The organism is Streptomyces hokutonensis, assembly GCF_000376565.1.
GTDB lineage: Bacteria > Actinomycetota > Actinomycetes > Streptomycetales > Streptomycetaceae > Streptomyces > Streptomyces hokutonensis.
In genome coordinates, this window is sequence record NZ_BARG01000027.1 from 84109 (window position 1) to 96407 (window position 12299).

Consider the following 12299-nt stretch of genomic DNA (forward strand, 5'->3'; position numbering starts at 1 on the left):
ACAACCAGGCCACTTGTGTTCCAGCCTAGTGCGTCACAGTCCAGCGCGGACGAGAACCCCCAGGCCCGGGAAACCGGACGGTCAAGGGGGAAATCCGGTCGAAATGGCGCCCGGGACGTCTGGCCGCCCCCGCACCCTTGACGTTTCTGCATGGCACCCCGTCAGAATCTGTTCGGTCACGATCAGTTGTGAGTACTTCTGGGCCCTGATGAGGGAGAGCCGCCATGACGGTCACTCGCAGATCGGTTTTGATCGCTTCTACGGCCGCGCCGACGGCCGTGTCACTCCTGGCCACCCCGGCCGCACGCGCCGCCGGCGCCACGGCGGGCGCGTCCGGCCGCCACACCGTCGCGCTGCGGGACGGCTGGCGCTTCGCGCTGGTCGATCCGGGCGGGATCACCGACCCGACCGGCGCCTACGCGGACGCCGCCGCACCGGACTACGACGACTCGGCCTGGCGCGAGGTCGCGGTCCCGCACGACTGGAGCATCGAGCAGACCCCCACCACGGCGTACGGCACCACCAGCGGCACCGGCTTCTTCCCCGGCGGCCTCGGCTGGTACCGGATCGCCTTCACCCTGCCGCCGGCCTTCACGGGCAAGCGGATCTCGGTGGAGTTCGACGGCGTCTACATGGACTCGTACGTCTACTGCAACGGCACGCAGGTCGGCCAACACCCGTACGGATACACGGGGTTCGCCTTCGACCTCACCGGCCTGGCGCACACCGACGGCAGCACGGAGAACGTCGTCGCGGTCAAGGTGCAGAACCAACTGCCCAGCAGCCGCTGGTACTCGGGCAGCGGCATCTACCGCGAGGCCCGGCTGGTCATCACCGAGCCGGTGCACGTCGAACGCTGGGGGACATATGTCACGACGCCGGACATCACTGCCGAGCGGGCCGTCGTACGGGTGCGGACGTCCGTGCTCAATGAGTCGGGGGCCGCGAGCGAGGTCGAGATCGGATCGCGGATCGTCGACCCCGGCGGCCGGACCGTGGCCCGCGCCACCTCCACAGCGAGTGTCGCCGACCGCAGCACCGAGACCCATGAACTCACCGTCCCCAAGCCGAAGTTGTGGGACATCGAGACCCCGGACCACCGCTACACCCTGGAGACCGAACTGCGCGTGGGCGGCCGGACGGTCGACACGTACCGCACGACCTTCGGCATCCGCAGCTACCGCTTCGACCCCGACGAGGGCTTCTCCCTCAACGGAACTCCCACCAAGATCAAGGGAGTCGACCTCCACCACGACCAGGGTGCCCTCGGCTCCGCGATCAGCCTCGACGCCGTACGCAGGCAGTTGAGCATCATGAAGTCGATGGGCGTCAACGCCTTCCGCACCTCCCACAACCCGCCCTCGCCGCAGATCATCGAGGCCTGCGAGGAGTTGGGCATCGTGATGATGGTCGAGGCCTTCGACTGCTGGCACACCGGCAAGACGACCTACGACTACCACCGCTTCTTCGACACCTGGTGCGAGGCGGACGCCACCGAGATGGTCCGCGCCGCCCGCAACTCGCCCGCCGTGGTGCTCTGGTCCATCGGCAACGAGATCCCCGACTCCACCTCCACCGCCGGGCTGGCCATGGCCGACCGCATCATCGGTGCCGTCAAGGCGGCCGACGACAGCAGGCCCGTCGTCATCGGCTCCGACAAGTACCACTCCGTACCGGCCAAGGGCTCCGCGGCCGACCTCATGCTCGCCAAGCTCGACGGACTGGGCCTCAACTACAACACCGCCAAGTCCGTCGACGCCCTGCACGCCGCCTATCCGCACCTGTTCCTCTTCGAGTCGGAGTCCTCCTCCGAGACCTCGACCCGGTCCACCTACCAGGAGCCCGAACACCTCAACACCGGCGAGAACTACACACCCGGCAGACGCGCGACCTCGTCCTACGACAACAACCTCGCGTCCTGGACGATGAGCGGCGAGTACGGCCACAAGAAGGACCGCGACCGGAAGTGGTTCGCGGGCCAGTTCCTGTGGTCCGGCATCGACTACATCGGCGAGCCCACGCCGTACAACGTGTTCCCGGTCAAGGCGTCCTTCTTCGGCGCGGTCGACACGGCCGGCTTCCCGAAGGACATGTACCACCTCTTCCGCAGCCAGTGGACCAGCGAGCCCATGGTCCATCTGGTCCCGATGAGCTGGAACCACGAGCCGGGCGACACCGTCGAGGTCTGGGCCTACGCCAGCGTCGACACCGTCGAGCTGTTCCTCAACGGAAAGTCCCTGGGGACCCGGACGTTCGACACCAAGAAGACCACCGACGGCCGCACCTACCTGGAGACCACCGAGGCCACCGGCGACGACAAGACCTTCACCACCGGCCCCTACCCGGGCAGTTACACCAGCCCGAACGGCAGCGCGGGCAAACTCCACCTCGGCTGGAAAGTGCCGTACGAGCCGGGCGAGTTGAAGGCGGTGGCCAGCAGCGGTGGCAGGACGGTGGCGACGGACGTGCTGCGCACGGCGGGTGCCGCGCATGCCGTGCGTCTCACGGCCGACCGCAAGTCCCTTGCCGCCGACGGCCGTTCACTGGTCTTCGTGACCGCGGAGATCGTCGACGCACATGGTGTCGTGGTGCCGGACGCCGAGGATCTGATCGCCTTTGCGGTGAAGGGCGGTTCCCTGGCCGGGGTGGACAACGGGCGGGAGGAGAGCGCCGAGCGCTACCAGGCGAGCACCCGAACCGCCTTCCACGGCAAGGCACTTGCGATCGTGCGGTCCGGGACACGGGCGGGCGCCCTGAAGGTGACGGCGCGGGCGGAAGGGCTGCGGACCGGCACGGCGACTGTGCGTACGACACCCGCCCGGGACGTGGCCCTGACACCGGCACCGCACTTCGCGGCCGACCACCCGGCACCCCCGAACTACCCTGCGGCGGACGCCAGTTACTCGGGCCGCCCCGACACCCTCCCGGCCGCCGTGCTCGACGGTGACCCGGCCACCGGCTGGTCCAACGCCTTCGCCAAGTCGGCCACGGCGCTGCTGCCCGCCTTCAGCGGTGCCCGTGAGAAGGACTGGGTGTCGGTGGACTGGGGGAGGGCCAGGTCCTTCGACCGGGTGGAGGTGTCGTTCACCGTGGACGCGACGCACAGTCTGCCCGCGGCGGTCGCGGTTGCCGTGTGGGGCGGCGATGGGTGGGTGCCGGTCGAGGGGACGGCCGTCGACTGGGCCACGGCCTCGGACAGTCCTACCGTCGTCACCTTCGACGCCGTGCGCGGCTCCCGGCTGCGGCTGACCTTGACGAGTGGCCGTCCCGGTGTGGCCCAAGGGGCGGTGCGGATCAGCAAGTTGGAGGCTCCCGCCGGATAGCGGGGAGGCGCTCGGTCACGGTCCGGACGGGAATCTGGCCTGTCCGGACCGTTGACGGGATGTCATGTCTAGAACAGCATGGCCAGCGTCCCGTGCATTTGGGAGCGCTCCCATCGTGTGTCCGGAGTGCCCCTGCCTCTCCGAGGGAGCCCAGACGTGAAACGACGCAGAACGACCCTGCTCGCCGCCACGGCCCTCCTCGCGGCGGCCCTCACCGCCCTGCCGGCGGGCCCGGCCGGAGCCGACGAGATCGAACAGGTCAGGAACGGCACCTTCGACACCACCAGCGCACCCTGGTGGACGACGAGCAACGTCACCGCGGGCCTGTCCGGCGGACAGCTCTGCGCGGACGTTCCCGGCGGCACGACCAACCGCTGGGACGCCGCCGTCGGCCAGAACGACATCACGCTGGTCAAGGGCGAGTCGTACAAGTTCGCGTTCACGGCGTCGGGTTCGCCGGCGGGGCACGTGGTGCGGGCGATCGTCGGGCTCTCCGTGTCGCCGTACGACACCTACTACGAGCTCAGTCCCGAGCTGAGCGAGACGGGCAACTCCTATGCCTACACGTTCACTTCGCCCGTCGACACCGCACAGGGGCAGGTCGCCTTCCAGGTCGGCGGGAGTGCGGAGGGGTGGCACTTCTGCATGGACGACGTGTCCCTGCTGGGCGGGGTGCCGCCGGAGGTGTACGAGCCGGACACCGGGCCGCGCGTGCGGGTGAACCAGGTCGCCTATCTGCCGGGCGGGCCGAAGAACGCGACGCTGGTGACCGCCTCGACGGCCGTGCTGCCCTGGGAGTTGAGGAACGCGGCGGGCGCGGTGGTCGCGCACGGGCGGACCGTGCCGCGCGGCACCGACGCGGCGTCCGGGCAGAACGTGCAGTCCATCGACTTCGGCGCGTACCGGGGGCGCGGCGAGGGCTTCACGCTGGTGGCGGACGGGGAGGCGAGCCGTCCCTTCGACATCGGGACCGCCGCCTATGAGCGGCTGCGGCTCGACTCGTTGAAGTACTACTACACACAGCGCAGCGGCATCGCGATCCGCGACGACCTGCGCCCCGGCTATGCCCGCCCGGCCGGTCACCTGAACGTCGCCCCCAACCAGGGCGACGCGAACGTGCCCTGCCAACCCGGCCTGTGCGACTACACACTTGACGTCACCGGCGGCTGGTACGACGCGGGCGACCACGGCAAGTACGTCATCAACGGCGGTATCTCCACCTGGGAGTTGCTGAGCACCTACGAACGCTCACTGCTGGCCCGGACCGGACAGCCGGGCAAGCTGCGCGACGGAACGCTCGCCATCCCCGAGAGCGGCAACAAGGTGCCGGACGTGCTCGACGAGGCGCGCTGGGAGCTGGAGTTCCTGCTGAAGATGCAGGTGCCGGACGGACAGCCGCTGGCGGGCATGGCCCACGGCAAGGTCCACGACGAGCAGTGGACCGGACTCCCGCTGCTCCCGAGCCAGGACCCGCAGAAACGCGAACTGCACCCGCCGACCACGCAGGCGACGCTCAACCTCGCGGCCACGGCGGCGCAGGCGGCCCGCCTGTACCGGCCCTACGACCGGGAGTTCGCCGCGAAAGCGCTGAAGGCGGCGCGGAAAGCCTGGGCGGCGGCGCTCGCGCACCCCACGGTCTACCCGGACCCGAACGACGGCACGGGCGGCGGCGCCTACCCCGACGACAACGCCACCGACGAGTTCTACTGGGCGGCGGCCGAGCTGTATCTCACCACGGGGGAACGGCAGTTCGCCGACCACGTCACCAACTCCCCCCTCAACACGGCGGACATCTTCGGCAGCCTCGGCTTCGACTGGGCACGGACGGCCGCCCTCGGCCGCCTCGACCTCGCCACCGTCCCCAGCCGCCTCCCCGGCCGCGACAAGCTCCGCCGCTCGGTGATCGACGGCGCGGACACCTACCTGGCCACGCTACGAACGCAGCCCTACGGCATGCCGTACGCACCGCCCGGCAACCTCTACGACTGGGGTTCCAACAGCCAGATCCTCAACAACGCGCACGTCATCGCCACCGCGTACGACCTCACCGGCGCCACGAAATACCGTGACGGCGCGCTCCAGAGCATGGACTACATCCTCGGCCGCAACGCCCTCAACATGTCCTACGTCACCGGCTACGGCGAGGCCAACTCCCACAACGAGCACAGCCGTTGGTACGCCCACGAACTCGACCCCAACCTCCCGAACCCACCGAACGGAACCCTTGCCGGCGGCCCCAACTCCTCCATCCAGGACCCCTACGCCCAGAGCAAACTCACCGGCTGCGTCGGCCAGTTCTGCTACATCGACGACATCCAGTCCTGGTCGACGAACGAGACGGCGGTGAACTGGAACGCGGCGCTGGCCTGGATGGCTTCGTTCGCGGCGGATCAGGGATGATCTCCGGATGAGTCGATTCGCCGAGGTCGTCGTGCTGGCCCTGCACGCAGACGAAGTGATGGAACCGCTGACCCGGGACGAGCCGGAGCGCAGCTGGCGTGGCCGGTTCGTCCCGATCGAGAGCCAGTGGGGGACGTCGTTCGGCGCGGGATGGGCCACCGAGTTCGAGCGCATGCGCCCACGGGAGGGGCTCCTGAAGCATCTGGAGTCGCTCCCGTGGCCCTGGCCGGGGAGCGTCCAGGTTCTGATCCACGACGAGGACGACGATTGCTTCGGACTGTGGATGCTCCATGACGGAAAGCTCGTGGAGGTAACGCTCCCGCACACCCGCCGCTTCCACAAACCGGCCCCGCCCACCGAGGAGTTCCCGCCCGATCCGGGCTGTCTCCTGCGGACGGACCAGGACCGCGAACTGCCCGAGCAGACCCCGGAACACCTCCGGGATCCGCGGCCGGCCTGGTAGGGAGACGGGTCAGGGCTCGCGTTCCATGAGTTCCCTCGGGCGCTTGTGCGCGGTCAGCGTGTGCAGTTCCGCTGGGTCCAGCGGCCGGTGTATCTCCACGTACTCGCCGTGCGGCAGCCGCTTGATCACGCCTGTCTCGCGGCCGTGCAACACCAGTTCCGCGTCGCGGAGTTGGAGGCCCAGGCAGATGCGGCGGGTGATGACGAACGCGAGGACCGGGACGGCGAACACCGCGACCCGGACCATCCATGTCACCGTGTTGATCGAGAGATGGAGGCGGGTGGCCACGATGTCGTTGCCGCCGCCTGCCAGGAGGATCAGGTAGAGGCTGATCCAGGCGACGCCGAGGCCGGTGCGGCTGGGGCGGTTGCGGGGGCGGTCGAGGAGATGGTGTTCGTGTGTGTCGCCCGTCCGCCAGGACTCGAGGAACGGGTACGCGCCGATGAGGACGAGGAGGAGCGGGAAGACCACGATCGGGATCAGTACGCCGAGGACCAACGTGTGGCCCCACAAGGTGACTTCCCAGCCCGGCATCACGCGGACCAGGCCCTCCGCGAAGCCCAGGTACCAGTCGGGCTGGGCGCCCGTGGAGACCTGGTCGGCGCGGTAGGGGCCGTAGGACCAGACGGGGTTGATCGATGCGACCGCCGCGAGGACGGTGAGCGCGCCGAAGACCAGGAAGAAGAAGCCGCCCGCCTTGGCCAGGTAGACCGGCATGAACGGGGAGCCGACCACGTTGCGTTCGGTGCGGCCGGGGCCCGCGAACTGGGTGTGCTTGTGGTAGACGACCAGGATGAGGTGGACGACGACGAGGGCCGCCATGATGCCTGGGATCAGCAGTACGTGCAGGGAGTAGAAGCGGGACACGATGTCGTGGCCGGGGTACTCGCCGCCGAACAGGAACATCGACAGGTACGTCCCGACGACCGGGACCGAGAGCAACGCGCCGTCCACGAAGCGCATGCCCGTGCCCGACAGCAGGTCGTCCGGGAGCGAGTAGCCGAAGAGGCCCTCGAAGAGGCCGAGGAACAACAGCGTCCAGCCGAACAGCCAGTTGAGCTCGCGCGGCTTGCGGAACGAGCCCGTGAAGAAGTGCCGCATCATGTGCGTCAGCATCGCGGCGATGAACACCAGCGCCGCCCAGTGGTGCAACTGCCGCACCAGCAGCCCGCCGCGCACGTCGAAGCTGATGTGCAGCGTCGAGGCGTAGGCGTCGGACATGCGGATGCCGTTCAGGGGGACGTAACTCCCGTGGTACGTCACCTCGTTCATGGACGGGTGGAAGAACAGGGTCAGATACACGCCCGTGAGGATCAGGACCACGAAGCTGTAGAGGCAGATCTCGCCGAGCAGGAACGACCAGTGGTCCGGGAACACCTTGCGCAGATACTGCTTGCCCAGCGCGTAGATGCCGAGCCGGCCGTCGAACCAGTCGGCGACGCGCTCGCCCCGCGAGGACTCGGAAGGGCCGGATGGGCTGGTCACTGGTCCTCCTCCTCGTCCTTGTGCACGTGCGTGAGCTTCTCGGGGTTGGTCACGATGTAGACCCCGGACACCTGGTCGCCCTCGGGCGTGAGGTCCATGACCATCACCGCGTACGGCGCGTCGCCCTCGAACAGCACGGCCGCGTCGTCGCCGTTGACGCGCCGGAAGCGCAGCTCCAGATCCTGCGGACGGCGCCTGCCCGCGAAGGAGTTGATGAGGCGGACGGCCTTGTCCCGGCCGTGCACCGGGCGCAGTCCCGCCGGTTTCCGGTTGCCCCCGCTGTCCGTCCAGACCGTGACGTCGGGCGCGAGGATCTCCATCAGCGAGGCGATGTCCCCGCCGATCGCGGCCCGCACGAACCGTTCCGTCGCCTCCCGCCGCACCCGGGGATGCGCCTCGTACAACGGCCGCCGCGCGTGCACATGGGCCCGCGCCCGGTGCGCGAGCTGCCGTACGGCGGCCGGGGTGCGCTCGATGATGTCCGCGATCTCGGTGTGGGCGTACCCGAACACCTCGTTGAGGACGAAGACCGCCCGCTCCAGCGGGCTCAGCGACTCCAGGACGACCAGCATGGCCAGCGAGACGGACTCGGCGCGCAGGGCCGGGTCGACGGGGTCGTCGGCCGGGCCGAGCAGGGGTTCCGGCAGCCACGGGCCGACATACGTCTCGCGGCGGCGGCTGATCGTGGCGCGCCGCTGCAGCGCGTGGTTGACGGCGATCCGGACGAGATAGGCGCGCCGGTTGGTGATGGTGTCGAGCGGGGAACGGCGGGCGCGCGCCGTCCAGGACAGCCAGGTCTCCTGCAGGACGTCGTCGGTGTCGGCGACGCTGCCCAGCATGTTGTAGACGAGGCTGAACAACAGCTCCCGATGGTCCATGAAGTCATCGGTCGCCTCTTCGGTGACAGCGATCTCGGACATACCCGCGCCTCCCCAGTGCGTGCTCACTACTGCGAGGGGTGCCGGGGGCCGGAATGTGACAGCCAAGGGCGCGAATGTGACGTACGTCTCTGCGCAGCGGCGCCGTGTCACACCCGGTGGCCGCCCCGGCCTCTTGACCGCGAGTCCTACGCAAGGAGACCGACATCGTGTTCAAGAAATGGCACGGCAATCCCTGGGCGATCCTCATCACGCTCTCGCTCGGGTTCTTCATGACCCTCCTCGACCTCACGATCGTGAACATCGCGATCCCCCAACTCGGCCAGGACCTGGGGGCGTCCCTGGACGAGATCCTCTGGGTCGTCAACGCCTACACCCTGGCGCTGGCCGTCCTGCTGATCACCGGTGGCCGCCTCGGCGACCTGCGCGGCAAACGCAACCTGTTCGCCGCCGGAGTCGCCCTGTTCACCCTGGCCAGCCTCGCCTGCGGGCTCGCACAGGACCCGGCGCAGCTCATCGGGTTCCGCGCGGTGCAGGGCCTGGGCGCGGCGCTGCTCATGCCGCAGACCCTGTCGATCATCACCGAGGTGTTCCCGGCCGACCGGCGCGGAGTCGCGATGGGCATCTGGGGCGCCGTCGCGGGCGTGTCCGGCGCGCTCGGCCCGATCCTCGGCGGGGTGCTGATCACCCATCTGTCCTGGCGGTGGATCTTCTTCGTCAACCTGCCGATCGGCGCGCTGGTGCTCGTGCTGACCATGGCGATCATCCCGGGAGCCGAGCGCACGGTACGGCGCCGCTTCGACACCCTCGGCGTCACCCTCGCCTCAACTGCCCTGTTCTGCCTGGCCTTTGGACTGACCGAGGGGCAGCGCTACGACTGGAACGCCTGGATCTGGAGCCTGTTGGGCGCGGCGGCCGTGTTCTTCGCGGTCTTCCTGCTGCACGAGCGCGGACAGCAGGCCGGCGAACCCCTGGTCCCCTTCTCACTGTTCAGGGACCGGAACTTCACGCTCATCAACTTCGTCGGCGTCACCGTGTCGTTCGGCGTGGTCGGCATGTTCCTGCCCCTGACGATCTATCTGCAGTCCGTGCTCGGCTTCAGTGCCCAGAAGGCGGGCCTGGTCCTGCTGCCCGTAGCCCTCGGCTCGTTCGTCATGGCGGGGCCCGCCGGAGCCCTCGCGGACCGGCTCGGCGGCAAGTTCATCCTGATGGGCGGGCTGCTCGCCTGGGCGGGCGGACTGATCTGGATCGTCGGCGTCGCGGGCGTCGGAACCGGCTGGCCGACCATCGCCCTCCCGCTCTTCCTCACCGGCCTCGGCGTCGGCTGCACCTTCGCCCCCATGGCCACCGAGGTCATGCGCGGCGTCCCGCCCCGGCTCGCCGGCGCCGCGTCCGGCGTCACCAACGCGCTGCGCCAGGTCGGTTCGGTGCTCGCCGGTGCCGTCATCGGCGCGGTCCTCCAGGCCCAGCTGGCCTCCTCCCTGACCGAACAGGCCCGGGCCCGGGCCGGTCAACTCCCCACCGGCTACCGGGAGTCCTTCGTCTCCGCGTTCTCCAGGTCCGAGTCCGACATCGGCGCCGGGCAGCAGGGCGGCGCCCCGTCCGGTGTCCCGCACGGCATCGCCGAGCGCATGCGCGCCCTCGGCGGCCAGGTCTTCGGCCACGGCTTCGTCCACGCCATGGGACCCGCCGTGTACGTCGCCGTAGCCGTCCTGCTGACCGGCGCGCTCGCCTGTCTCGCCGTACGACGGCACCTGGGACCGTCCGCCGACCCGCACGCCCTGCCCGTGTCCGGGCCCGAACTGGAGGAAGCCGCACGATGACCATCGACTTCACGCCCATGTACGCCTCGCACGACGCCTTCCGGCGCGACCTGGAGCGGCTCGCCGGGGCGGTCGCGGACGGCAGGGCGCACACCGCGCCGGTGCTCGCCGGGTGGGAGAACTTCAAGCACCAACTCCACGTCCATCACACCGCCGAGGACAGCGACCTGTGGCCGCGGGTCCGGACGCGGGTCGGAGGGCGTACGCGGGACCTCGGGATGCTCGACGAGATGGAGGCCGAACACGCCCGTATCGACCCGCTGTTGGCCGCGGTGGACGCTGCGCTGGCCGACCGGGCCTTTGAACTCCCCGATCTGGTACGGGCGTTGCGGGCGACCCTCGACGATCACCTCAAGCACGAGGAGGACAGTGCGCTGCCGTTGATGGGGGAGGTGTTGACCGATGCGGACTGGGCCGCCTTCACCGGGCGGCTGCGGGAGACGCAGGGGCTGCGGGGGGCCGCGGTGTTCGTGCCGTGGCTCGTGGACGGGGTGTCGGCGGGGGACCGGGAACGGTTCCTGGGGGCGTTTCCGCCGCCGGTGCGGGTGCTGAACAGGCTGTTTTGGGAGGGGAGTTATCGGCGGCGGGGACTTTGGGGCGTGTAGAAAGTGCGGGCCGGTGGGGGCTGGTCGCGCAGTTCCCCGCGCCCCTGAAGGCGCTCACCCAGCCGGAGACCTCAGGCGGCGTCGTGGAACACCAACCCCAACGCGCACCGCCTGCCAGACCGCACCGTGCTGACCCCGTGGCGCATCGCCCCCGCCGACCACCCGCGCTTCGACCGTACGGGGCGGTCCCTCGTGGTGAACACCAGGCCGTGGCCCTGCCGTAGTGGGGTCGCGGTGCCGCGGGACTGGGCCCGGGGGCGCTGTTCGACCATGAGGAACTCGCCGCCCGTGTAGTCGGTGCCGTACTCGTCGAGGCCGATCACCACCTGGAGCGGGAAGACCAACTCGCCGAAGACATCGCGGTGGAGGGCGTTCCAGTCGCCCTCGCCGTAGCGGAGCAGGATCTGCGCCGAGCGGTCCTGACCGGCCTCGTGGCAGCGCGCCAGCCACTCGTCCAGGTCGTCCGGCCAGGGGGCCGGGCGGCCCAGGCGGGCCGCCCAGTCGCGGGCGATCGGCAGCAGGCGCGGATAGAGCGCGGCGCGCAGCGCGGCCACCGGTGCGGGCAGGTCGTGGGTGAAGTAGCGGTACTCGCCGGAGCCGAAGCGGTGGCGGGCCATGTCCACGGTGGTGCGGAACAGTTCCGGTTTCTCGTACAGCGCGGACAGGTCGCGGCACTCGGCGGGCGTCAACAGCTGCGCGGTCGGCGCGCTGCCGTACAGGTCCAACTCCTCCGTCAGCGCAGGCCAGTTGGTGCGGTCCATGAGTACGACGTCCTCCCTCAGCCGAGCATCGGTTGCAGCGCGCCCTCGTGCGTCAGCAGCCGCACCTTGCGCTCGACACCGCCGGCGTAGCCGCGCATCGAGCCGTCCGCGCCGATCACCCGATGGCACGGGCGTACCACCAGCAGCGGGTTGGCGCCGATCGCCGCGCCCACCGCCCGGACCTCGGCGCGCGGCACCCCCAGCCGCTCGGCGAGCGCGCCGTAGGTCGTCGTGGTGCCGTAGGGAATCTCGTCGAGGGCCCGCCACACCCGCTGCTGGAACTCCGTTCCCTCGGGGGTGAACGGGAGTCGGAAGCGGGTGAGGTGTCCGGCGAAGTAGGCCGAGAGCTGGCGGGCGGCCTCGGCGAAGGCCGGGTCGTCGCGGTGCTCGTCTGCGACGGCGGTCGGGCCGTCCGCGATCCGGAGGGAGGTGAGTGTCGTACCGTCTGGCGACTGTTCGCCGGTGAGGAGCAGTTCACCCAGTGGACTGTCGAGGCATGTGCGGATGGTGTTCATACGGTCGAGTCTGCTCTGGGACGACGGTCGGGTCCGGCGGTATTCG

General features: G+C 69.8%; 9 protein-coding genes. 5 read left to right on the forward strand and 4 right to left on the reverse strand.

The features are described 5' to 3' along the window. Positions 1–224: 224 nt before the first annotated feature. From SSP08S_RS15560 to SSP08S_RS15570, 3 genes are all read left to right on the forward strand, one after another. Entirely contained in the window at positions 225–3323 is a 3099-nt protein-coding gene (locus SSP08S_RS15560; RefSeq protein WP_026178516.1) for a glycoside hydrolase family 2 TIM barrel-domain containing protein, read from the forward strand. A gap of 156 nt (positions 3324–3479) precedes the next feature. Continuing rightward, the gene (locus tag SSP08S_RS15565; protein WP_019068546.1) at positions 3480–5723 is read left to right on the forward strand and encodes a glycoside hydrolase family 9 protein; all 2244 of its coding nucleotides are present in this window, start codon (positions 3480–3482) and stop codon (positions 5721–5723) included. Between the two features lie 7 nt (positions 5724–5730). After that, positions 5731–6186 carry a hypothetical protein gene (locus SSP08S_RS15570; RefSeq protein ID WP_019068547.1) on the forward strand — a complete coding sequence of 152 codons (456 nt, stop codon included), beginning with the start codon at positions 5731–5733 and terminating at the stop codon, positions 6184–6186. Positions 6187–6195: 9 nt separating this feature from the next. Here SSP08S_RS15570 and qcrB read toward each other — a convergent pair whose 3' ends face one another. Beyond that, positions 6196–7671: a cytochrome bc1 complex cytochrome b subunit gene (gene qcrB / locus SSP08S_RS15575; RefSeq protein ID WP_019068548.1), complete on the reverse strand. Its 1476-nt coding sequence runs from the start codon at positions 7669–7671 to the stop codon at positions 6196–6198. Further along, positions 7668–8591 carry an RNA polymerase sigma factor SigJ gene (sigJ, locus tag SSP08S_RS15580; RefSeq protein ID WP_019068549.1) on the reverse strand — a complete coding sequence of 308 codons (924 nt, stop codon included), beginning with the start codon at positions 8589–8591 and terminating at the stop codon, positions 7668–7670. Before sigJ ends, qcrB begins: the two co-directional genes overlap by 4 nt. A 167-nt stretch (positions 8592–8758) precedes the next feature. On the opposite strand from sigJ, the gene SSP08S_RS15585 reads away from it, so the two are divergent. Both SSP08S_RS15585 and SSP08S_RS55350 read left to right on the forward strand, forming a co-directional pair. Next, positions 8759–10372, forward strand: coding sequence for a DHA2 family efflux MFS transporter permease subunit (locus SSP08S_RS15585; RefSeq protein ID WP_019068550.1), 1614 nt, complete (start codon positions 8759–8761; stop codon positions 10370–10372). Beyond that, a complete protein-coding gene (locus SSP08S_RS55350) occupies positions 10369–10977 on the forward strand; it encodes a hemerythrin domain-containing protein (RefSeq protein ID WP_019068551.1) in 609 nt (202 codons plus the stop codon). Before SSP08S_RS15585 ends, SSP08S_RS55350 begins: the two co-directional genes overlap by 4 nt. Before the next feature lie 71 nt (positions 10978–11048). Here SSP08S_RS55350 and SSP08S_RS15595 read toward each other — a convergent pair whose 3' ends face one another. Together SSP08S_RS15595 and SSP08S_RS15600 are read right to left on the reverse strand one after the other, a co-directional pair. Then, positions 11049–11738, reverse strand: coding sequence for a 2OG-Fe(II) oxygenase (locus tag SSP08S_RS15595; protein ID WP_019068552.1), 690 nt, complete (start codon positions 11736–11738; stop codon positions 11049–11051). A gap of 17 nt (positions 11739–11755) precedes the next feature. Beyond that, positions 11756–12253 carry a methylated-DNA--[protein]-cysteine S-methyltransferase gene (locus tag SSP08S_RS15600; RefSeq protein ID WP_026178518.1) on the reverse strand — a complete coding sequence of 166 codons (498 nt, stop codon included), beginning with the start codon at positions 12251–12253 and terminating at the stop codon, positions 11756–11758. Positions 12254–12299: the final 46 nt, after the last annotated feature.

What these genes read in the sequence shown, in the direction of transcription:
- SSP08S_RS15570 (WP_019068547.1), top strand. Translation starts at nt 5,731, where the DNA reads ATGAGTCGATTCGCCGAGGTCGTCGTGCTGGCCCTGCACGCAGACGAA.
- SSP08S_RS15560 (WP_026178516.1), top strand. Translation starts at nt 225, where the DNA reads ATGACGGTCACTCGCAGATCGGTTTTGATCGCTTCTACGGCCGCGCCG.
- SSP08S_RS55350 (WP_019068551.1), top strand. Translation starts at nt 10,369, where the DNA reads ATGACCATCGACTTCACGCCCATGTACGCCTCGCACGACGCCTTCCGG.
- SSP08S_RS15600 (WP_026178518.1), bottom strand. Translation starts at nt 12,253, where the DNA reads ATGAACACCATCCGCACATGCCTCGACAGTCCACTGGGTGAACTGCTC.
- sigJ (WP_019068549.1), bottom strand. Translation starts at nt 8,591, where the DNA reads ATGTCCGAGATCGCTGTCACCGAAGAGGCGACCGATGACTTCATGGAC.
- SSP08S_RS15595 (WP_019068552.1), bottom strand. Translation starts at nt 11,738, where the DNA reads ATGGACCGCACCAACTGGCCTGCGCTGACGGAGGAGTTGGACCTGTAC.